This is a genomic window from Mesorhizobium sp. M0292 (assembly GCF_040321695.1).
In the GTDB taxonomy this organism is placed as follows: domain Bacteria; phylum Pseudomonadota; class Alphaproteobacteria; order Rhizobiales; family Rhizobiaceae; genus Mesorhizobium.
In genome coordinates, this window is the sequence record NZ_JAMYSB010000002.1 from 230,475 (window position 1) to 251,616 (window position 21,142).

23 protein-coding genes are annotated in these 21,142 nt (G+C 63.5%); 13 read left to right on the top strand and 10 right to left on the bottom strand.

From position 1 onward, the window contains the following. Window positions 1–170: 170 nt before the first annotated feature. Window positions 171–1,196: a hypothetical protein gene (locus NKI96_RS03920; protein WP_352803164.1), complete on the bottom strand. Its 1,026-nt coding sequence runs from the start codon at window positions 1,194–1,196 to the stop codon at window positions 171–173. Here NKI96_RS03920 and NKI96_RS03925 point away from each other — a divergent pair. Together NKI96_RS03925 and NKI96_RS03930 are read left to right on the top strand one after the other, a co-directional pair. After that, window positions 1,122–1,766, top strand: coding sequence for a TetR/AcrR family transcriptional regulator (locus NKI96_RS03925; protein ID WP_023671149.1), 645 nt, complete (start codon window positions 1,122–1,124; stop codon window positions 1,764–1,766). The genes NKI96_RS03920 and NKI96_RS03925 overlap by 75 nt on opposite strands. A gap of 186 nt (window positions 1,767–1,952) precedes the next feature. After that, window positions 1,953–2,186, top strand: coding sequence for a DUF680 domain-containing protein (locus NKI96_RS03930; RefSeq protein WP_023671148.1), 234 nt, complete (start codon window positions 1,953–1,955; stop codon window positions 2,184–2,186). Window positions 2,187–2,309: 123 nt separating this feature from the next. On the opposite strand, the gene NKI96_RS03935 is transcribed toward NKI96_RS03930, so the two are convergent. The 6 genes from NKI96_RS03935 to NKI96_RS03960 are packed head-to-tail and all read right to left on the bottom strand — an operon-like array spanning window position 2,310 to window position 8,159. After that, window positions 2,310–2,540 (bottom strand): hypothetical protein, encoded by a 231-nt coding sequence (locus tag NKI96_RS03935; protein ID WP_023691851.1) that lies wholly within the window; start codon window positions 2,538–2,540, stop codon window positions 2,310–2,312. A gap of 52 nt (window positions 2,541–2,592) precedes the next feature. Continuing rightward, window positions 2,593–3,177: a sarcosine oxidase subunit gamma gene (locus tag NKI96_RS03940; RefSeq protein WP_352803001.1), complete on the bottom strand. Its 585-nt coding sequence runs from the start codon at window positions 3,175–3,177 to the stop codon at window positions 2,593–2,595. Continuing rightward, on the bottom strand, window positions 3,170–6,163 hold the full coding sequence (locus NKI96_RS03945; RefSeq protein ID WP_023814643.1) for a sarcosine oxidase subunit alpha: 2,994 nt from the start codon (window positions 6,161–6,163) through the stop codon (window positions 3,170–3,172). The genes NKI96_RS03940 and NKI96_RS03945 overlap by 8 nt, the downstream gene beginning before the upstream one ends. Next, complete coding sequence (locus NKI96_RS03950; RefSeq protein WP_023683197.1) at window positions 6,160–6,471, bottom strand: sarcosine oxidase subunit delta; 312 nt, start codon at window positions 6,469–6,471, stop codon at window positions 6,160–6,162. The genes NKI96_RS03945 and NKI96_RS03950 overlap by 4 nt, the downstream gene beginning before the upstream one ends. 12 nt (window positions 6,472–6,483) lie before the next feature. Continuing rightward, entirely contained in the window at window positions 6,484–6,906 is a 423-nt protein-coding gene (locus NKI96_RS03955; protein WP_023686459.1) for a hypothetical protein, read from the bottom strand. Then, entirely contained in the window at window positions 6,906–8,159 is a 1,254-nt protein-coding gene (locus NKI96_RS03960) for a sarcosine oxidase subunit beta (protein WP_023686460.1), read from the bottom strand. The genes NKI96_RS03955 and NKI96_RS03960 overlap by 1 nt, the downstream gene beginning before the upstream one ends. A gap of 202 nt (window positions 8,160–8,361) precedes the next feature. Here NKI96_RS03960 and NKI96_RS03965 point away from each other — a divergent pair, with 202 nt between their 5' ends. The 8 genes from NKI96_RS03965 (at window position 8,362) to NKI96_RS04000 (ending at window position 14,559) form a co-directional block, all read left to right on the top strand. After that, the gene (locus NKI96_RS03965; RefSeq protein ID WP_023671141.1) at window positions 8,362–8,730 is read left to right on the top strand and encodes a YrdB family protein; all 369 of its coding nucleotides are present in this window, start codon (window positions 8,362–8,364) and stop codon (window positions 8,728–8,730) included. A gap of 133 nt (window positions 8,731–8,863) precedes the next feature. Then, on the top strand, window positions 8,864–9,622 hold the full coding sequence (locus NKI96_RS03970; RefSeq protein ID WP_023671140.1) for an SDR family oxidoreductase: 759 nt from the start codon (window positions 8,864–8,866) through the stop codon (window positions 9,620–9,622). Between the two features lie 105 nt (window positions 9,623–9,727). Further along, window positions 9,728–10,114 (top strand): SET domain-containing protein, encoded by a 387-nt coding sequence (locus NKI96_RS03975; RefSeq protein ID WP_023686461.1) that lies wholly within the window; start codon window positions 9,728–9,730, stop codon window positions 10,112–10,114. A 176-nt stretch (window positions 10,115–10,290) separates the two neighbouring features. Continuing rightward, window positions 10,291–10,569, top strand: coding sequence for a 30S ribosomal protein S21 (gene rpsU / locus NKI96_RS03980; protein WP_023671138.1), 279 nt, complete (start codon window positions 10,291–10,293; stop codon window positions 10,567–10,569). A 203-nt stretch (window positions 10,570–10,772) separates the two neighbouring features. Further along, the gene (locus NKI96_RS03985; RefSeq protein ID WP_023686462.1) at window positions 10,773–11,627 is read left to right on the top strand and encodes a tetratricopeptide repeat protein; all 855 of its coding nucleotides are present in this window, start codon (window positions 10,773–10,775) and stop codon (window positions 11,625–11,627) included. A 259-nt stretch (window positions 11,628–11,886) separates the two neighbouring features. After that, the gene (locus NKI96_RS03990) at window positions 11,887–12,360 is read left to right on the top strand and encodes a DUF992 domain-containing protein (protein ID WP_023671136.1); all 474 of its coding nucleotides are present in this window, start codon (window positions 11,887–11,889) and stop codon (window positions 12,358–12,360) included. A gap of 89 nt (window positions 12,361–12,449) precedes the next feature. Next, on the top strand, window positions 12,450–12,929 hold the full coding sequence (locus NKI96_RS03995) for a DUF992 domain-containing protein (RefSeq protein ID WP_023671135.1): 480 nt from the start codon (window positions 12,450–12,452) through the stop codon (window positions 12,927–12,929). A gap of 193 nt (window positions 12,930–13,122) precedes the next feature. Further along, a complete protein-coding gene (locus tag NKI96_RS04000) occupies window positions 13,123–14,559 on the top strand; it encodes an MFS transporter (protein ID WP_023686463.1) in 1,437 nt (478 codons plus the stop codon). Window positions 14,560–14,679: 120 nt separating this feature from the next. On the opposite strand, the gene coaBC is transcribed toward NKI96_RS04000, so the two are convergent. The 3 genes from coaBC to ubiE all read right to left on the bottom strand — a co-directional run bounded on the left by coaBC (window position 14,680) and on the right by ubiE (window position 18,596). After that, window positions 14,680–16,146, bottom strand: coding sequence for a bifunctional phosphopantothenoylcysteine decarboxylase/phosphopantothenate--cysteine ligase CoaBC (gene coaBC / locus NKI96_RS04005; RefSeq protein WP_023695617.1), 1,467 nt, complete (start codon window positions 16,144–16,146; stop codon window positions 14,680–14,682). A gap of 67 nt (window positions 16,147–16,213) precedes the next feature. Then, window positions 16,214–17,788: a 2-polyprenylphenol 6-hydroxylase gene (gene ubiB / locus NKI96_RS04010; RefSeq protein WP_023671132.1), complete on the bottom strand. Its 1,575-nt coding sequence runs from the start codon at window positions 17,786–17,788 to the stop codon at window positions 16,214–16,216. A gap of 31 nt (window positions 17,789–17,819) precedes the next feature. Continuing rightward, the gene (ubiE, locus tag NKI96_RS04015) at window positions 17,820–18,596 is read right to left on the bottom strand and encodes a bifunctional demethylmenaquinone methyltransferase/2-methoxy-6-polyprenyl-1,4-benzoquinol methylase UbiE (RefSeq protein ID WP_023695616.1); all 777 of its coding nucleotides are present in this window, start codon (window positions 18,594–18,596) and stop codon (window positions 17,820–17,822) included. 134 nt (window positions 18,597–18,730) lie between these two features. Between ubiE and NKI96_RS04020 the strand changes: the two genes are divergently transcribed. The 3 genes from NKI96_RS04020 to NKI96_RS04030 all read left to right on the top strand — a co-directional run bounded on the left by NKI96_RS04020 (window position 18,731) and on the right by NKI96_RS04030 (window position 21,133). Next, a complete protein-coding gene (locus NKI96_RS04020) occupies window positions 18,731–19,702 on the top strand; it encodes an adenosine deaminase (RefSeq protein ID WP_023704052.1) in 972 nt (323 codons plus the stop codon). A gap of 114 nt (window positions 19,703–19,816) precedes the next feature. Beyond that, a complete protein-coding gene (upp, locus tag NKI96_RS04025) occupies window positions 19,817–20,446 on the top strand; it encodes a uracil phosphoribosyltransferase (protein ID WP_023671129.1) in 630 nt (209 codons plus the stop codon). Between the two features lie 129 nt (window positions 20,447–20,575). Continuing rightward, window positions 20,576–21,133 (top strand): TIGR02281 family clan AA aspartic protease, encoded by a 558-nt coding sequence (locus NKI96_RS04030; protein WP_352803006.1) that lies wholly within the window; start codon window positions 20,576–20,578, stop codon window positions 21,131–21,133. Window positions 21,134–21,142: the final 9 nt, after the last annotated feature.

A 21,142-nucleotide genomic window follows, 5' to 3' on the forward strand; every position in this document is an offset into this window, starting at 1 on the left:
TACGGAGGTGGTGGCAACCGGCCTGGAAACAGGACGCAAACCGATCACCGTCTGTAGACAGAGCATGATGCCGAAAAGTGTGAAGCGGTTTTCGGACGACATCATGCTCTATCTATTTGATTAGAGCCGGTTTCAGATTTGAGGTCAATTCGACCTGAAATCATCCGGCTCTAGCGCGCATCGCTGGAAATGAACTTCATGTGCCGGCTGACTTGCAGGGCGATGTAGACGACCAGCGAGCATCCGATCGGAAACACGATCTCAATGAGGCCGGTGGCGACAGCCTGCGGCAATGCCAGCGCAATGTCCTTGGCTGCGGCAGTCTCGATCGTCAGCGCCGTGATCCCGCCGCCGAACACCGCGCCGGCCAAGGCACCCGCCAGCATGAAATGCAGCGAGCGAGGTTCTTCCTTGGATGCGAGCGAAGCCAGCATCCAGCCCAGCAAACCATACTCGATCGCCCGCAACATACCGAGCGTGGTGAGCGACAGGATCACGGGCTTTGCCGATACATCAAGCGCGCTCACCATCACCTTTTGCGTACCTTTGGCGATGCCCATGGCCAGCGGCCCCGAGATCATGGCGATCAGGCCGCCAAGCGAGGCTCGCACCTTGGTGATCGCCGTGCCGAGGCTGACGCCGGCGCAGACGAAGAATGACCAGGTCACGCCTTGCGCCAAGTCGATCAGAACCTGGGTCGGGGCCGGGTGCGAACCTGCCGCAAATCCGGCAGTCAGAATAAGCGCTTCCATGGCGAAGCCGATTGCGATCGCCAGCCATGCGACTATCACGACTCGCCTGAGCGCCAGCCTGGCGCCATGAGAAAGTGGATGTGCGCCCGGCAGCCCGGACGAAAGCTCTATCGCAGCCATAGAGGCCCCCCAAAACCGAAATTTCTTGCAGAGCCGCCAGATAGGCTTTGTTTGTAACGGTCCGATGTTGCCTGCGAGCGCCCATGTTACACATGCTGTGACATAGATGCTGGCGAAATAGACCAGAACGGACACGACTATTCGAGAGATAGCTTGAGGGTCGCTTTTTGATGTCCCTGGCAGCGCCCTTGCCCGTTTCCGTACAGCGTATATATTTAGCCATGCACAACCAACCAAAGGCACCGGGTCTTGCCACTGAGCGTCCAGAAACGCCGCGAAAAACAAAAAGCCGAACTGCGTTCCGAATTGCTCGACGCAGCCCACAAGCTCGTCAAGGAAGAGGGCTATGAAGGCCTGACCATCCGCAAGTTGGCCAAGCGGGTCGGCTATGCTCCGATGTCGGTCTATTCCTACTTCGCCGACAAGCAAGACATCCTGTTTGCGCTGGCCGAGGATGCCTTCGAAACACTTGCCCGCCGCATCGAGGAGCATCCTTCCGACGATCCGATCGAGGCCTTGCGTGCGGTGATGACCGAATATGCTGCCTTCGGGCTCGGCAATCCCAACGAATACCGCACCGTGTTCATGACCGAAAAGACCAAGCTGCCGGAAGGCAGAAGCTATGAGGACATGGAAGAGGCCAACCCGGCGATGAAAGCGCTGATATCCAGGGTCGAGGCCTGCGTTGCTGCAGGCAAGCTGCAGGGCGATCCGCGCGCCATCGCCACCATGCTTTGGGCAGTCGGCCACGGCACCATCTCGCTTTTGATCACGTTCCCGTTCTACCCCTTCGGCGATCCACAGGCTTTCGTGACGCGGATGTGCGATTTCACACTCGCCACGCTCAGCACCCAGAATGTGCCGCCGCTGACCGAGACCCCGGTCGACTGCTGAGCATCCCCGCCCCTCCAATTCAACGTCCGGCCTGACAGCTTCGGCTGTGTCAGTGCGCCGCAATTTTCGGCATTCAAAAAAATTTGTCGTACGCGTACGTTTTTCGACTTGAAAACCCATCTCGGTGGACGTATGTGTACGTTGTATCGTACATGTACGAAAAAAGTTTAACCGATGGAGACTGACATGAACAAGACCCTTCTCGCCCTCGCCACCGTGCTGGCTCTCTCCGGCTCGGCTTTCGCCGCCAACAACACACACTCGACCAAGCAGGCCCCCGCCGCCACCTGCGTCGACACCACGACCAATGCCAAGCTCGATTGCGCCGTGACCGGCTCGGTCGAAAAGTCCGACGTCAAGGCCAAGAGCCCGCGTCTCGGCATCGAGATCAACCCATGGATCGTGCCGAGCACGTTCTAAGTTGATCGGGCTCGACCACAGCACAACGACTAATTTAAGGGCGGCAGGATAATCCCGGCCGCCCGTTTTTTCCTCAGCGCAAGTCGGCTTTTCCTGAGTTCAAACCTGGCGTAGCCGAACGGGTTATTTCTTGCGCGGTTTGCGACCCGGCACCGTCTTGGCCTTGCCGGGTCTTGCCGGCGCGCCTGGGATGGCGGTCGAGGTGATCGACACCGGATCGCTGGCCGGAAACGTGTCCTCGAGGCCTTCCTCGAGTTCCTCTTCTTCGGCAGTCACCTCGTGATGCTGCTCATGTTCGAGTGAGCGCACGGCGGACGTCTTGCCAGCTGACTTCGGCGGCGCTTTCGACGGCATCGTATGTTCTCCCTGATGGGGGAAGCAGAACGGCTTGACCCGTCAAACGTTCCTACGCCGCCGCGTCGCTGGCTGCTTCCGACAGGAGAGTAAAGACATAGTCCGAGAAGGAACGCCAGCACTCGACCCGGAAAGCGTCGGCTGCCGTGCGCAACAGCAGGATTTCGCACTTGCCGAGAATGGTGCGCGACGCCGCGCCCACCGGAAAAGCCTCGAGCGACAAATCCTGCGGGCAGCCTGCATTGATCGCGGCGGCAGCCGCCGGGCCGGTGACGGCGAAGGCGACGTTGCGGTGCGAGATGCCGACCGCCGAATGCAATGCGGCAACCCCAGCACGATCGGCCAGCGGATCCTTGCCAGCCTCATCGATAACCAGCCACTCGTCAGGGCCAAGCCACAGCGCCGTGCGCCCTGTCTTCGACGCCGAAGTTTTCGGCTGCTTCGGCAAGGTCAGGCCGAGCGCCTTCGACAGCGCCGCGACGGAAGCCTCCGGCGCGCGCAGCGACATGCGCTCCGCCGGCGGCAGCACCTCGACCTTGACATCCGTTGCGGAAACGACGCGTTCAGCCAGGGCCGGGCGGCGCTCGACCGACGGCGCTGCAGCTGGGGCCGTCTTCTTTGCAGCAGCCTTAGCCATTGAGGCGCCCTCCCGTCTCGTCGAAGAACACCATGCCGGTAACCTCCACTTCGATCATCCCGTTCGGCATCGGCACATAGAGCGTGTCGCCCATCCGGTCGCGCCCGCCGGCAACCAGCGCCAGCGCGATCGAGCGACCGCAATTTTCCGACCAGTAGCTGGATGTGACGTGACCGATCATCTTCATCGGGATCGCCTGCTTCGGGTCGGCGACGATCTGCGCGCCTTCCTCAAGCACCACTTTCGGGTCCTTGGTCTTCAAGCCGACCAGCTGCTTGCGGCCCTTGGCGACCAGATCGGGCCGCGTCAGGCCGCGAATGCCGACGAAATCGGTCTTCTTCTTGCCGACCGCCCAGTCGAGCCCGGCATCGTTCGGCGTCACCGTACCGTCCGTGTCCTGCCCGACGATGATGTAGCCCTTTTCGGCGCGCAGCACGTGCATCGCCTCGGTGCCGTAGGCAGTCGCGCCATGCTTTTGGCCCTCGGCCCACAGCGCTTCCCAGACGGCCTGGCCGTGATCGGCCGGCACGTTGACTTCAAAACCGCGCTCGCCGGTGAACGACATGCGAAACAGCCTGGTCGGCACGCCGCAGATCTTGCCTTCGCGCACCGACATATGCGGCAGCGCCTCGTCCGACATGTCGACGCCTTCGACCAGCGGTGCAATGATGTCGCGCGACTTCGGCCCCTGCACGGCGATGACCGCCCATTGTTCGGTGATCGACGTCAGCCAGACATTGAGATGCGGGAACTCGGTCTGGAGATAGTCCTCCATGTGGTTCATGACGCGCGGCGCGCCGCCGGTTGTCGTCGTCACATGGAAACGATCCGGCGCCAGTCGGCCGACGACGCCGTCATCATAGATGAAGCCGTCCTCGCGCAGCATGATGCCATAGCGGCAGCGGCCGCGTTCCAGCTTCTCCCATGGATTGGTGTAGAGCAGTTCCATGAACCTGGCCGCATCCGGTCCGACCACTTCGATCTTGCCCAGCGTCGAGGCATCGAACAGGCCGGCATTGCTGCGCACAGCGACGCATTCGCGGTCGACCGCCTTGTGCATGTCCTCGCCGGGTTTGGGGAAATACCAGGCGCGCTTCCACTGGCCGACATCCTCGAACACCGCGCCTTGAGCTTCCGCCCAGGGATGGATCGCGGTCTTGCGTGTCGGGTCGAACAGCGGACCGCGCGAATGGCTGACGATCGCGCCGAAAGTGACAGGCGTATAGGGTGCGCGGAACGTGGTCAGCCCGACCTCGGGGATCGGCTTGCCCAGCGTCTCGGCGGCAATCGCCAGGCCGTGCATGTTGGAGGTCTTGCCCTGGTCGGTCGCCATGCCGTTGGTGGTGAAGCGCTTGACGTGCTCGATCGAGCGCATGCCTTCATGCACCGCCTGGCGGATGTCCTTGGCGGTGACGTCGTTCTGGAAATCGACGAAGGCCTTGACCGTCTTGTCCGGCCCGGCGCCGGGCGCCGCGCCCAGCATGCCGCGCGACCAGCTTTCCGACGCGTCGACCTTCGGCTTAACGCCCTTGGCCACTTTGCCGCCCGCATCCTTCGCCGCCTTGGCGCCGGCCGCATAGGCTTCGTCGATCGACGCCGAGAGCCCATCCGTACCGTTGCAGGCGCCGACCGAAACGCAGTCCTGCGCATAGATGCCCGGCACGAAGCGCTTGGTCTCGTCATTGAAGGCGACCTTGCCGCGCGACTGTGAGAACAAATGCACCGACGGCGTCCAGCCGGCCGACATCAGGATGGCGTCGACCGGAATGGTGCGCTCGCCGCCCCCATTCTTCGGCTGCACCGTCATCGAGGTCACGCGCAACTTGCCGCCGGCGCGGATCACCGCGCGGCCGAAATTGACCTCGATCCCGAGCGCCCTCGCCTCGTCGATCACAGGTCCGGTCGGATGGTCGCGCAGGTCAACGATCGCCGCCACGTTGACGCCGGCCTTCTTCAGGTCGATCGCGGCGGAGTAGGCCGAGTCATTGGCGGTGTAGACGCCGACATTTTTGCCGACCGCGACACCGTACTGGTTGAGATAAGTCCGCGCCGCCGAGGCCAGCATGATGCCGGGCCGGTCATTGTCGGCAAACACCATATGGCGTTCGATGGCGCCGGTCGCCAGCACCACGCGCTTGGCGCGTACCTGCCATAGGCGCTCGCGCGGCAAATCGTGGCCGGGGTTTTGCAGATGGTCGCTGACCCGCTCGACCAGGCCGACGAAATTCTGCGCGTAATAGCCGAACGCCGTCGTGCGCGAGAGCACACGGACATTGTCCATGGCGGCAAGCTTGGCTACCGCTGCTTGCGCCCAGCCAAAGCCGTCATGGCCGTCTATCCTGGCGCCGCTCTCGAAACGCAGGCTGCCGCCGAAGCCGGCCTGCTCGTCGACGAGGATGACACGCGCGCCGGTTTCGGCAGCGGCAAGCGCTGCCGCGATGCCGGCCGCACCGCCGCCCAGCACCAGCACGTCGCAATGCGCATAGCGCGAGGAATAATGGTCGGGATCTGGCTTGTCGGGCGAAACGCCGAGACCCGCCGCGGCGCGGATCTTCGGCTCGTAGAGACTCTTCCAGGCCGCCTTCGGCCACATGAAGGTCTTGTAGTAGAAACCGGCCGAAAACAGCGGCGATGCCAGATCGTTGACCGCGCCGACGTCGAAGGCGAGCGACGGCCAGCGGTTTTGCGAGTTGGCGACGAGCCCGTCATAGAGCTCCTGCACCGTGGCGCGGATGTTGGGCGCCTTGCGTGCCGCGTCGCGCTTGACCTCGACCAGCGCATTTGGCTCTTCCGCTCCGGCCGACAGGAAGCCGCGCGGACGGTGATACTTGAACGAACGTCCCACCAGATGCACGCCATTGGCAAGCAGCGCCGAGGCCAGCGTGTCGCCTTCGATGCCGGTGTAAGACTGGCCGTCGAAAGAGAACCGCGCGGTCTTGGCCTGGCTGAGACGGCCGGCGCTCGGAATGCGGAACGCGCCGCTCATTTGGAAGCCATTTCGTTGGAGTTTTTGGGCAGCTTGGACGGTTTCGGCTCGCCGGCTTTGTAAGTCATGACGAACTTGTCGGTGACGGTGTCGCGCACCGCGTTGAAGAAACGCGCGCAGCCATGGATGTGGCGCCAGCGCTCATAGATGATGCCCTTGGGGTTCGAGCGGATGAAGAAGAACTTTTCGAAGTCGTCGTCGCTCTCGCCCGCCATGTTGGCCGAACGCGCAATATGCGCCTCGCCGGCGTTACGGAACTCGAGCTCCGGGCGCTCTTCCTCGCAATAGGGGCAGCGGATGAGAAGCATTATCGTTCGTTCCTACAATTCGCCGTGGCCGACATGCGCGCCGGCCGGTTGGTTGCAAAGCCTCTGGCCCATCGCCGCAAAAGGCGCGACGAGCCGAATGCGCTCCTCTACACTTGCGGCGGGGCGAAACAGCTCGCGATACGCCATGTTGCCGATCGTGAGCTGAAACGGATCGGTCGTTACGATGACGCTGCGCGCATCGAATGTGTCGTCCTCGCCGAGATCGGAGGGCCTGTTCTCCATGAAGATGACCACCTTCTGGCCACCGCTCCACACGCATGCCAGAATGCCGGCGTCGATCGAAAACGGCCAATTGGCTTCGTTGCCGGCGCGGCTGATCGGCTGCGTCCGCACCTCGTCCGGTGACGGAAAATGGAACAGGTCCTGCTCCCCCGCCAGCACCAGCGGCACCGCTACAGCCAGTTCCACCATCATCAGTGCGCCACCGCCGCCGCTGCTGCCTCGTCGATGAGGCGCCCGGTGCGGAAGCGCTCGATGGTGAAGGGCGCGTTGATCGGATGCGGATCGTCCTTGGCAATCGTGTGGGCAAAGACATGGCCTGAGCCGGGCGTTGCCTTGAAGCCGCCCGTGCCCCAGCCGCAATTGACATAGAGGCCTGATACCGGCGTCTTGGCCAGGATCGGCGAACGGTCGGGCGTCACGTCGACGATGCCGCCCCACGAGCGCAGCATCTTCATGCGGGTGAAGATCGGGAACATCTCGCAGATGGCGTCCAGCGTATGCTGCAAAATGTGCAGGCCGCCGGTCTGCGAATAGGAGACATACTGGTCGGTGCCGGCGCCGATCACCAGCTCGCCCTTGTCGGACTGCGAGATGTAGGCGTGCACCGTGTTCGACATCACCACGCAAGGCACCACCGGCTTGACCGGCTCCGACACCAGCGCCTGCAGCGGATAGCTTTCCAGCGGCATGCGCACGCCCGCCATGTTCATGATCACCGAGGAGTGGCCTGCAGCCACCACGCCGACCTTCTTGGCGCCGATGAAGCCGCGCGTCGTGTCGACGCCCATGACCGCGCCATTGGCCGCCCGCTTGACGCCGGTGACCTCGCAATTCTGGATGATGTGCACGCCGCGCGCCGAAGCGCCGCGCGCATAGCCCCAGGCCACCGCATCGTGACGCGCCGTGCCGCCTCGCCGCTGCAAGGCGGCGCCGACGACGGGATAGCGCGCCTGCCTGGAAATGTTGAGCGGCGGGCAGAATTCCTTCGCCTGCTCAGGCGTCAGCCATTCATTGTCGATGCCGTTGAGACGGTTGGCATGGACATGGCGCTTCAGCACCTGGATGTCGTGCACATTGTGCGCCAGCATCATGACGCCGCGCGCCGAATACATGACGTTGTAGTTGAGTTCCTGGGAGAGCCCATCCCACAGCTTCAGCGCATGGTCGTAAATGCCGGCGCTCTCGTCGTAAAGGTAGTTGGAGCGGATGATGGTGGTGTTGCGCCCGGTGTTGCCGCCGCCTAGCCAGCCCTTTTCCAGCACCGCGACATTGGTGATGCCGTGCACGGTGGCGAGATAGTAGGCGGTGGCCAGGCCATGACCGCCGGCGCCGACGATGATGACGTCATATTCCTTCTTCGGCTCCGGCGAGGACCATTGTTCCTCCCAGCCCTTGTGGCCGCGCATGGCCTCGCGGGCGATGGCGAATACCGAATATTTTTTCAACGTTCCAGCCTCGCAAATGGCGATGGGGTATTTTACGCAGCCCCGGCGCGCGAGGTGTATCACTAGCGAAACGGCGCTTCCACCCTTGCGCTGTTTGCGACGGCGCTTGCCGTTTTGCGCCGCGGTGGAAAAGACCTGCCCGGGCTGGCAGGCATGGCTGCGTTCGGACACACTGGCGATCGCGAGACTCTGGAGGACGGATATGGGCAACGCCTGGTGGAATCTAACCTTGCGTTTCCTGCTGGAACTTGCCGCCTTGCTTGGCCTCGGCTTTGCCGGCTGGAGCCTCTCCGGCGGATGGTGGCGCTGGCTCTTCGCCTTGGCCTTGCCGTTCATTGCAGCTGCGCTGTGGGGAACCTTCGCGGTGCGCGGCGATCCGAGCCGGTCCGGACGCGCGCCGGTTCCTGTACCAGGCGCAGTCAGGCTGGTGCTTGAACTGGCCATCCTGTTTGGCGGTGCAGCCGGATTCTATGCCGCCGGTCACACAACCACGGGCGTTGTCATCACGCTGCTCATCGCCATCAGCTACGCATTTTCGCTCGATCGCCTCGGCTGGCTGCTGAAGCAATAGTCCGGCGCGCGGCGCTTGTGCCGCTGCGAAGCTATTCAGCAAGTCGAGCACGTATCGGGTGGCTAGCACCGTCCCGAACTGCGATCAACATCCCGGGTGCCGGCACAGCCGGCGCGATGAAAGGATGCAAAAAATGTTCGCACTCACCAATAAAATAGCGATCGTCACCGGCGCCAGTTCCGGCATCGGCCGCGCCACCGCAAAACTCTTCGCCGAAGAAGGCGCCAGGGTCGTCATCGCCGCCCGCCGCCAGGCCGAACTCGATGCGCTGGTCGTCGAAATCGAGGACGCCGACGGCACGGCAGTCGCGCTTGCCGGCGATGTCCGCGACGAAGCCTATGCAAAAGCCCTCGTCGATCTCGCCGTCGAAAAATTCGGCGGGCTCGATATCGCCTTCAACAATGTCGGCTCCGTCGGAACGATGGGTCCGATTTCGGAACTGTCGCTGGACGGATGGCGCGAGACGCTCGACGCCAATCTGACCAGCGCCTTTCTCGGCGCGAAATACCAGGTGCCGGCGATGGTCGAACGCGGCGGCGGATCGCTGATCTTCACCTCGACCTTCGTCGGTCACACAGTCGGCATGCCGGGCATGACCAGCTATGCCGCCAGCAAGGCCGGACTGATCGGCCTGACGCAGGTGCTGGCCGCCGAATACGGCCCCAGGGGCGTGCGGGTCAACGCGCTGATGCCGGGTGGCACCGACACCCCGTCGGCAACATTCAAGACGCCGGAATCACGCGCTTTCGTGGAAAACCTGCATGCCTTGAAACGTGTCGCTGTGCCTGAAGAGATCGCCCGCGCTGCGCTCTTCCTGGCATCGGATGCGTCGAGCTTCACCACAGGATCGGCGCTGTTTGCCGATGGCGGCGTCTCGATCACCCGGACGTGAAGCATTTCGCGGGTCATCGCCCGCGCCGATCAGCCATAGAACCCGAAACCGGACTTGCTTTTTCCTCGCGATTTGGCGATTCGGTTTCGGGTGAGGAGGACGGACATGCTGCTGATCAGGACCTATGTCGCCCAGAGCGCAATCGAAGGCGTCGGCGTGTTCGCCGCCGAGCCGATCAGGAAGGGCGCCTCGATCTGGCGGCTCGATCCGGATTTCGACCGGCTGATCCCGACGGACAAATACGAGGCGGCGCCGCCGCACCTCAAGGAATTGCTCGACCGCTATGCCTATCCGAGCCCCGACCGTCCCGGCTTCATGGTCTATGAAGTCGATAATGGCCGCTTCATGAACCACGCCGAGCGGCCGAACACGGATTTTTCGCAATATGGCGGCGCCACCGCCACTCGAGATATATCAGCCGGCGAGGAAATTACCTGCGATTACGGCGAATTCTTCGAGGATTTCGCACGGCTCCATCTGGCCAGCGCCTAGTTGGCGCCCTATCTCGGGGCTGCCGTGGCAAATTGGCGGTTGTCCTTCATTTCCAGTGTGGACAGCGCGGCCTGATTCTGCTATCAGCCGCCACAATTCGTGGTGTAAAGCGCCGCGGAGGCATGTGGCTATGGTCACTTGCCTGTTGATATCAAACCCGAAAGACAGGATTGCCCGTGCAGGTACTCGTCCGCGACAATAACGTTGATCAGGCGCTTCGCGCTCTCAAAAAGAAGATGCAGCGCGAAGGCATTTTCCGCGAAATGAAGATGCGCGGCCATTACGAGAAGCCTTCCGAGAAGCGCGCCCGTGAAAAGGCCGAAGCCGTTCGCCGCGCCCGCAAGCTGGCCCGCAAGCGCGCCCAGCGCGAAGGCCTGCTGCCGATGACGCCGCGCCCGGTTGCTGCCGGCGCCGCCGGTGGTCCTGGTGGTGCTCCGCGTCCGCCGCGGTTCTGACGCCAATTTTTCGTCCTTTTCGAAGGATACTCTGAGGTGGCGCGATGCGGAATCGCCGCCACCTTTTTGTTTGGAGCGCCGCCATTCTGTTGGAGGCCGTTCCCTTGAACGCGCAAACGGCGTTCTAGATTTTGTTACGACAATCTGTGACCCGGCCCGGAGGGGGACCTGGACGGCGCGGCTGAAGTGAGGACAGGGCAGACATGAACGCAATCGGCGTAGAGCGCAAAACCACAATGCGCGGTTTGGCCCTGGCGGCAGCCCTGATGTCCGGCCTGGTGCTTGCCGGTTGCCAGAGCGTTCCGACCGGCGAATTCAACAACATCGACAAGGCGCAAGGCTCAAGCGAGAACATCTCCTCGCTGTCGGCGGTGATCCAGCGCAATCCGCAGGATCCGGAAGGCTACAATGTGCGCGGCTCGGCCTATGGCCGTGGCGGCCAGTACCAGGCGGCGCTGAAGGATTTCGACACCGCCATCCAGCTCAACCCGAATTTCTACCAGGCCTATTCGAACCGGGCACTGATCCAGCGCTTCCTCGGCAACCAGGCGGCCGCCCTTGCCGACTACAACCGCTCGATCCAGATCAATGCAAATTATGACGCCGCCTATATCGGCCGCGGCAACCTCTATCGCAAGGCCGGCCAGACCCAGCAGGCCTTCAACGATTTCCAGAAGGCGATCCAGCTCGACACCACGGATGCCCGCGCCTATCACAATCGCGGCCTGATCTATCAAAGCCAGGGCCAGCACAAGTTTGCCATCGAGGATTTCTCGACCGCCATCTCCCTGGCGCCGGACGCGGCCGAACCCTATAACGGCCGCGGCCTCTCCTATCTCGCCATGAATGACGAGGACAACGCCTTCTCCGACTTCAACATGGCCATCAAGCTCGACGGCAAGAACGCCGAAGCCTGGTCCAACCAGGCGCTGATCTACGAGCGCCGCGGCGACAAGGTCAAGGCCTCGAAGGCCTACCGCGAAGCCGTCCATCTCGACCCGACCTACCAGCCGGCCAAGGACGGCCTGTCGCGCACATCGGGCGCCACCGCCGGCTGAGATGCAGCCGGCGCGCCGCCATCGGCGGCCTTTTATAACAACGTTCTATTCCTGATGCAGTGCGCCGCGTGAGCGGTTTCTCCCAAGGGAAAGCGCAGAGCGCTTCCCCTTGAGATTGCGTATCCAGAAAACCCCACTATCACCCAATCTTAACCACCAGGGGCAAAGCGTTAACCCCTGCCTTGATCGCGCCAAGTTTTCAGCGGAACGCTCCGGGCCATTCAACCGTTGTTGAAGGCATTTTCGAAAGGACTGACCCATGATCAAGAAAATCATCTGTGCCGCGGCACTTGCCACGACGCTGCTTGCCGTTCCCGCCAGCGCCGGCAAGCTTCAGCTCGGCACGCTCGATTGCACCATCGACGGCGGCGTCGGTTACGTCATCACGTCGAACAAGGGCGTCGACTGCACGTTCCGCCCTTATCACCATGGGCCGTCCGAGAAATACACGGGGATGATCTCCAAGCTCGGCGTCGATCTCGGCCAGACGCATCAGGGCCAGCTGGTGTGGGCGGTTCTGGCCGCCACCCGCGGCCATGACGAGGGCGACCTTGCCGGCCATTATTACGGCGTCAACGCCGAGGCGAGCGTGGTGACCGGCGGCGGCGCCAATCTGCTGGTCGGCGGGCTGGACGGCGCCTTTGTGCTGGAGCCGCTCAGCGTCCAGGCGCAGACCGGCGTCAATGTAGCGGTCGCCGTGACCTCCCTGGAGCTGATCCACTCGTTCAAATAAGCATGGGCAAATAAGGATCGACTGATCCCTCTACGCGCGGCGCGGAACAGGTTACTGTTTCGCGCCGCATGCTTTTTGGGGGATCCGCCGTGCTGAAACCAGCCATCGCCGCCGCTATCACCATCATCTGTACCGCCCAGGCCCAAGCGCAAGGCCAGGGTATCGAACTCGGTGTGCTCGATTGCGCCATCGGCGGCGGCACCGGCTTCATCTTCGGCTCCAGCAAGGATCTGAGCTGCACCTTCACGCCGGCCGACAAGAGCTTTTCGCCGGAAGCCTATTTCGGCGCCGTCAACAAATACGGGCTCGACATCGGCACCACCAAGCAGACCGTCATGCAATGGCTGGTGCTGACGCCGCTGAGGAACATCTATGCGCCCGGCGCGTTGGCCGGCGACTATATCGGCGCCAGCGCCGAAGTGACCGCGGCGGTCGGCGCCGGCGCCAATCTCCTGGTCGGCGGCTCCTCGCAGGCCTTCACCCTGCAGCCGCTCAGCCTGCAGACGCAGACCGGTATCAACATTGCGATCGGCGTCAGCCAGTTTCAGCTGCGCAGCATTGAGAACTGACCGGCGCATCAAGCGGAGAGGCTTCCGGCCAATCTCGACCGTTTGCACTTCGATAAAAAGCCACTTGAGCTCAACTGCGCTTGAGGTTTTACAACTCGCCTGACTGAAACAGCGCGCATGGCCCCGCCGGAAAGCCTGACTGGCTTCTGGCGCCATGCGCCGGCATCGAGATATGCAAAGGCAGGGTAAAAGAATGACTGGAATCACCAGCAACAAGGTCGACTGGCGGGCATTGTGGGCAAGCGGCGACCTCGCGCGCTTCTGCTTCATCAGCCTCGGCATCCTGCTGCACGCCACCAACGAGACGATGGTGGCGACGGTCATGCCGGCCATGGTCGGGGACCTCGCCGGTGTGCAGTTCGTCGGCTGGTCGCTGGCCGTCTACGAGCTCGGCGCCATTGTCGCCGGCGCAGCGGCCGGGCGGCTGGTCAGCTATGTCGCTCTACGCTCCAACGTCACGGTCGCCGCCCTGCTCTATGCCGTGGGCGCACTGATCTGCGCCACCGCGCCGTCCATGCCGGTGTTTCTTGGCGGCCGTCTGGTCGAGGGTCTCGGCGGCGGTGCGCTGGTGTCGCTGGCCTTCGTCTCGGTCGAGCGGCTGTTTAACCGCAGCATCTGGCCACAGCTGTTCGGCATAATGTCGGCGATCTGGGGCGTCGCCGCATTCAGCGGCCCGATGCTCGGCGCGATCATGGTCGAGCTCCTGTCCTGGCGCTGGGCCTTCGGCGTCTTCGTGCTGGGTGGCATTGCCATGGCATCGGCAAGCTTCATCGTCCTGAACACGCCGGAAGCGGCGAAGCCGCAGGCCGCCGCCGGCACATCGCCGCCCTTCCCCTATGCAGCACTTGGCTGCCTCGCCATCGCCGTCGTGCTGATCGCCACCGCAGGCGTCGACGTCGCCTTGCTGCGCTCGTCGCTGCTGCTGGCCCTCGGCCTCGCCGGCCTGGCGCTGTTCGTTTTCGTCGACGCCATGAAGCCGCAATCGCGACTGTTCCCGTCGGGCCTGTTCTCATGGCGCTCGCCGGTCGGCAGCGGCATGACCATGGTTGCCGCCTTCTCGGTGGCGACAGTCTCTTTTTCCATCTACGGGCCGCTTCTGCTTACCACGCTGCACGGCATCCCGATCCTGACCACAGGCTACATCATCGCCGCCGAATCGATCGCCTGGTCGATCCTGTCGATCGCCGTCGCCAATGCGCCGCTGCAGCGCGAACGGCAGATCCTCGTCATCGGCGCGCTGATGATTGCAGCCGGCCTCGCGGGTTTCGCCTATGCCATCCCCGCCGGCTCGATCCCGCTGATCCTGCTCTGCGCTTTGTTGCAAGGCGGTGGCTTCGGCGTGTCATGGCCCTTCCTGACCCGCATCATCGTCGCCTCGGCCCGCGACGGCGAGCAGACGATCGCCTCGGCCGCCGTGCCGACCATGCAGCGCATCGGCTACGCCGTGGGCGCCGCCATGGCCGGCATCATCGCCAATGCCAGCGGCTTTTCGGACGGACTGAACCGCGAGGCAGCAGCGCACGTCGCCGGCTGGCTGTACCTGGCCTTCGTGCCACTCGGCATTGTCGGTTGCCTGGCGGCGTTGAAGATGGCTTTGGCGGCACGCCGGCCGCAACTGGCGCCAGGCTGAGGGCACGGCCGATCGAGAATTTGGCGACAGCATTCCGCCGGCGCTGTCGGCGTCAAATGCCCTCGGCCACAAGGCTGCTTGCAAGACCATGGCCTGCCCGATTGCGGAACCGGCGGCCGCTCAGGCTTGCAAACGCTCGGCGATGAGCGCGGCGAGCCGCGCCGCCACCTCGCCCTTGCCCATCTCAGGCCATTCCTCGACACCGTCCTTCGAGACGATGCGCACCTTATTGCGGTCGCCGCCCATGACGCCGGTGGGGCCGACGCCGCTTTCATGCGAGACATCGTTGGCGACAATGAAATCGGCGCCCTTCTTCTTCAGCTTGGCCTCGGCATTCGCAATCAGGTCCTGCGTCTCGGCGGCGAAGCCGACAACCAGCCCCGGCCGTTGCCCGTGATGACCGACACTGGCGAGAATGTCGGGGTTTTCGACCATTTGCAGCGCCGGTGGGCCCTGGCCCGCCACCTTCTTGATCTTCTCGCCGGCCGTGCCAGCGGTGCGCCAGTCGGCGACGGCAGCTACGAAGACCGCGGCGTCCGCCGGCAACAACTGTTCGACGGCCGCCTTCATCTCGGCCGCGGTCTCGACATGTGTCGTCACAACGCCGGCCGGATCGGCAATGCTGACCGGACCGGAGATCAGGCGTACATCCGCGCCCAGTCTTGCCAGCGCTGCCGCAATCGCATGGCCCTGCTTGCCCGAAGAGCGGTTGGCGATGTAGCGCACCGGGTCGATCGGCTCATGCGTCGGCCCCGAGGTGACGATGATCCTGCGGCCGGCCAGCGGCTTCGGCCTGCTGTCGAGCAGTGCCTCGATCACTGCCACGATCTCCAGCGGCTCGGCCATGCGGCCCTCGCCCGCCTCGTTGCTTTCCGCCATCTCGCCCTTGGCCGGGCCGACGAAGGCGATGCCATCCTTGGCGAGCGTCGCCCGGTTGCGGCTCGTCGCGGCATGCGACCACATTTTCGGGTTCATCGCCGGCGCCATCAGCACCTTCTTGTCGGTGGCGAGCAGCACCGTCGAGGCCAGATCGTTGGCATGGCCGTTGGCGAGCTTGGCCATCAGGTCGGCGGTGGCCGGCGCCACCACCAAGAGGTCGGCCTCGCGCGACAGGCGGATATGGCCGACATCGTGCTCGTCATTGCGGTCGAACAGTTCGGTGAAGACATGGTCGGCCGAAAGCGCGCCGACCGAAAGCGTGGTGACGAATTCCTGCGCGGCCGATGTCATCACCACGCGCACGCCAGCACCGCGCTCGCGCAGCCGGCGGATCAGGTCGAGCGCCTTGTAGGCGGCGATGCCGCCGCCGATGATCAGCAGGATGCGCTTGCCGTCGAGGGTTTTGTGCGTTTTTGTGGATTGACCTCGCTGGGGCAGATCGATGTCAAAACCTCCATGAGGCTCAACCAAGCGGCGGATTGTTGCATAGAGGGTTTCGCTCGCGGGCATGCCGGCTTCCGCCGACAGCACGCTCTTGGCAAGCGCATCACGCGCCTCTTCCTCCATCGACACCCCGCGCGCCGCAGCGCGCTCACGCAATTTCTGCTTCACGTCGTCAGCTAGATTGCGGACAGTAATGGTGCCCATGACTTGCTCCGCGACATCAATAGCGCGACTGCAACGCTAGCACCACCGTTGCTAGCGTTGCAAGCGATCAGAGCAGCTTCCACGCGATGTAAACCAGCGTCAGCGCGATCACCCACAGCGCCAGCCGGCCCGAGCGGGTGTAACGGGCTTCGGCCTTGCCGATGGCGCGCGATGTCGCCTCGTCGAAGCGGAGGCCGTGCTCCGCCATAAAATCGATCTCGCGCGACAGCCGCTCGGTGCGGGCGGCAAGATCGGGCGCCTGGCGGGCCAGCGCCAGCAGCGCCTTGGCGCCGTCGCGCGCGTCCATCAGCAGGCCGCTCGGCCCGAGATTGCCGGCGATCCACTGGCCGACCACCGGCTCGGCCGTCTTCCACATGTTGAAGGCCGGGTCGAGCGTGCGTGCGACGCCTTCGACCACCACCATGGTCTTCTGCAACAGGATCAGTTCCGACCGCGTGGCCATATCGAACAGTTCGGTGACCTCGAACAGCAGCGTGAGAAGCTTCGCCATCGAGATGGTTTCAGCCGGCTGGCCATGGATCGGCTCGCCGATGGCGCGAATGGCCTGCGCGAAAGCCGCGACATTGTGCTGGCGCGGCACGTAGCCGGCCTCGAAATGCACCTCGGCGACGCGCAGATAGTCGCGCGTGATGAAGCCGTAGAGGATTTCGGCGAGGAACCGGCGCTCCTTCTTGCCGAGCCGTCCGGCAATGCCGAGATCGACGGCGACAATATTGCCATTGGCCTCGACGAACAGATTGCCTGGATGCATGTCGGCATGGAAGAAGCCGTCGCGCAGCGTGTGACGCAGGAACGACTGGATCAGGTTGGTGGCGATCGCCTTCAGATCGTGGCCCGCCGCAGCGAGGCCGGCGATGTCGTTCATCTTGACGCCGTCGACCCATTCCATGGTCAGCACATCGCGCCCGGTGCGCTCCCAGTCGACCGACGGCACGCGAAAGCCCGGGTCATCCTTGGTGTTTTCACCAAGTTCCGAAAGCGCTGCCGCCTCGAGCCTCAGATCCATCTCGATCTTGGTGGTCTGCGCCAGCGTCTCGGTCACCTCGACGGGCCGCAGCCGGCGCGACGACGGGATGTATTTCTCCTGCAGCCGGGCGGCGAGGAAATAGCTTTCGAGATCCTGAAAGAAGCGGCGGCGCACGCCAGGCCGGATCACCTTCACCGCCACCTTGGTATCGACACCGTCATGCATGGCCTGCGCGGGATGGACCTGGGCGATGGAGGCCGCCGCGACCGGCCCGCCGAACTGCGTATAGAGTTCGCCGATCTTGCGCCCGAGCGAGCCCTCGATCGCCGCCACCGCTTCCGCCTGCGAAAAAGTGTGCATCTTGTCCTGCAGCATGGCGAGGTCGAGCGCCATGTCGTTGCCGACGACATCGGGCCGCGTCGCCAGGAACTGGCCGAGCTTGACGTAGGAGGGTCCGAGCCGGACCACCGCCTTGGCCAGCCGGTCGCTGCGCTCATAAGCGAGTGCGCGGCGGCGGGTGAAGAGCCGGGCCATGCGCCAGCCGAATTTCGGCAGGCCGCCGAGTTCGTCGCCCGGCAATGCTGCGATCACGCCTTCGCGAACCAGCACCCAGCCGGCCCGTGCGAGCCGAAAGGCGGCGCCGACGCTGCTCATCGCCTACCCTGCTGCTGCAAACTGTGGTGCCTCAAAGCTTCCAGCCCGAATGCAGGGCGGCAATGCCGCCGGAATAGTTGCGGAACGACACGCGCTCGAAGCCCGCGCGGGTGATCATGGCAGCAAAGTTCTGCTGATTGGGAAATTTGCGGATCGATTCGACCAGGTAGGAATAGGGTTCGCCCTCGCCCGTCACCATCTTGCCGATCTGCGGAATGGCGTTGAACGACCAGGCTTCGTAGACCTTGTCCAGCAGCGGCATCTCGACCTCGGAAAACTCCAGGCACAGGAACCGTCCGCCGGGCTTCAGCACGCGAAAGGCTTCCGTCAGCGCGACATCGATGCGCGGCACGTTTCGGATGCCGAATGCGATGGTGTAGGCGTCAAAGGTGCTATCGGTGAAAGGCAGTTCCTCGGCATTGGCCTCGACGAAATCGGTGTTGCCGGACAGGCCCTTTTTCTCCGCACGGTCACGGCCGACGCTAAGCATCGAGCCGTTGATGTCGAGCACCGTGGCATGCGTGTTGCCATGGCTGGCGTCTACAATGCGGAAGGCGATGTCGCCGGTGCCGCCGGCCACGTCGAGCACTTTCCAGCCCGGACGTTTCGCCGGATTGAGCCATGTCACCATGGCATCCTTCCACAGCCGGTGCAGCCCGGCCGACATCAGGTCGTTCATCAGGTCGTAGCGGTTCGCCACCTTGTGGAAAACCTCATTGACCAGAGGCTGCTTGTCGCCTGGCCCTACCTTCTTGAAACCATAGGAGGTTTCCATGCCGCCCGCGGCCGTGGTTCTCTCAACTGACATTATTTTGATCCGTCATAAAACCGGCGGGACCATAGCCGATCGATGGTGCGGGCGCTATTGTTTAAGGCGCGGTGTTCGGCCGCGCTTCCAGGTGGTGGGCTTTACGGCCTGGACTGATGAGACGGGATAACTGCATGCCTTTGAAAGCAGAACTGCACTGCCACATCGAGGGGGCAGCGGCGCCCGAACTCGTCATCCGTCAGGCGCAGAAATACGGCAAGGACACCTCGCTTTATATCCAGAACGGCTCCTTCGTCTGGCATGATTTCACCTCGTTCCTGGCGGCTTATGATTTTTCCGCCGACCTGTTCCGCACCGAGGAGGATTATGCCCGCCTCGCCGACCATTATCTGACCAGCCTTGCCCGCGACGGCGCCATCTATTCCGAGGTCTTCACCTCGCCCGACCATGCCGTCAGGGCCGGCCTGTCGCCCAAGGCCTATACCGATGCGCTCGGCGAAGGCATGCTGCGCGCCAAAGCCAAGACCGGCATCGAGGGCCGCATGATCGTCACCGGCGTACGCCATGTCGGCGTCGAGTCGATCGAGCAGGCGGCGCGCTTTGCGGCGCGCTGCGGAAATCCGCTGGTCACCGGCTTCGGCGTCGCCGGCGATGAACGCATGGGCGAGATGGAGGATTATGTCAGGGCCTTCGAGATCGCCCGTGAAGCGGGTCTTGGCATCACCATCCATGCCGGCGAGTTGACCGGCTGGGAGACGGTGCAGGCCGCACTCGACCACATCCGCCCCTCGCGCATCGGCCATGGCGTGCGCGCCATCGAAAATCCCGACCTGGTGCGCCGCATCGCCGATGAGGGCATCGTGCTCGAATGCTGCCCCGGCTCCAACATCGCGCTCAAGGTCTACGACAGTTTCGCCGATCACCCTTTGCCTGCCCTGCAGGCGGCCGGCTGCAAGGTGACGCTGAACTCCGACGACCCACCCTATTTCTGGACCTCGCTGAAGCGCGAATACGACATCGCCGCCGAGCATTTCTCCATGAATGAAAAAGCTTTGACCGCCGTCACCAGGACGGCGATCGAAGCGGCTTTCGTCGACAGGAAGACGAAAAGCGCGCTGCTTGCCCGGCTCGATGCGAAGAGGTGACTGGTGACTGGTTTGCCGGCGGTTCGGCCTGTCAACGGCAATGATCGATCCATCGGGACTCGCAAACCTGCTCACTATTCACTATTCACTATTCACCATTCACTGGAGCAACCCATGCAGGGCGTCACCGTCGTCGACCACCCGCTTGTCCAGCACAAGCTGACCATCATGCGCAAGAAGGAGACGTCGACCGCCGGCTTCCGGCGACTGCTGCGCGAGATCTCGCTGCTGCTCGGCTACGAGGTCACCCGCAACCTCGAACTGACGACGACGACCATCGAAACCCCGATGGAAACCATGGAAGCGCCGACGCTGGAAGGCAAGAAGCTGGTCTTCGCCTCGGTGCTGCGCGCCGGCAATGGCCTGCTCGAAGGCCTGCTCGACCTGGTCCCGGCGGCCCGCGTCGCCCATGTCGGCCTCTACCGCGATCACGAAACGCTGGAGGCGGTGGAATATTTCTTCAAGGCGCCGAGCGATCTCGCCGACCGGCTGGTGATCGTCGTCGATCCGATGCTGGCGACCGCGAACTCGGCCATCGCGGCCATCGACAAGCTGAAGGAGCGCGGAGCCACCAACATCCGCTTCCTTTGCCTGCTGGCGGCGCCAGAAGGCATCGAGCGCTTCACCAAGGCGCATCCGGATGTCCCGGTCTTTACCGCTTCCATCGACCGCCAGCTCAACGAGAAGGGCTACATCATGCCCGGCCTCGGCGATGCCGGCGACCGCATGTACGGAACCAAATGACGGCGGCTGGCAAGGCCAGCTGGCATCCAGTCGTTTACCGCCCGTTTACGCAAAGCCGCGGTTTCGGGTTGGCGTTAAAGCGGCAAACACCATGTGCGCACGAGAATGGGCCTTCACGAAGGTCCGTTCATGCTGCGCAAGCTTCTCATTCTGGGCGTGTTCGCCGGAACGTCGGCATCGATCCCGATCGTCTATCAGTCGAACCCGCAGATTCTCGACAACCTGTTGAAGTCGAACGTCGCCGGCAAGCCGCAACCGCAGCCCGAGCTGAGCCTCGCCTCGGTTCCCGATAAGCCGGCCGCACCGCTGCCCACTGGGCGCAAAGTATTGGTGGCGGCCGACGAGCGCGGCCATTTCACCTCCGCCTTCAAGCTCAACGGCCGCCAGGTCGACGGCATGATCGACACCGGCGCCACTTTGGTCGCCATCAACACCTCGACGGCGCGCCGCATCGGCATCTCGCTCAACCCGTCGGACTTCAACCAGCAGGTCAACACCGCCAATGGCGCGATCAGGGCCGCCGTGGTCAACATCGATCGCCTGCAGATCGGCAAGATCAGCGTCGACAACGTCCAGGCGGTAGTGCTCGACGACAAGGCTCTGCGCACCAACCTCATTGGCATGAGCTTTTTGCAGCGGCTGGCAAAATACCAGGTCGAAAACGGCACACTGTTGCTGGTGCAGTAGCGCGTTCCG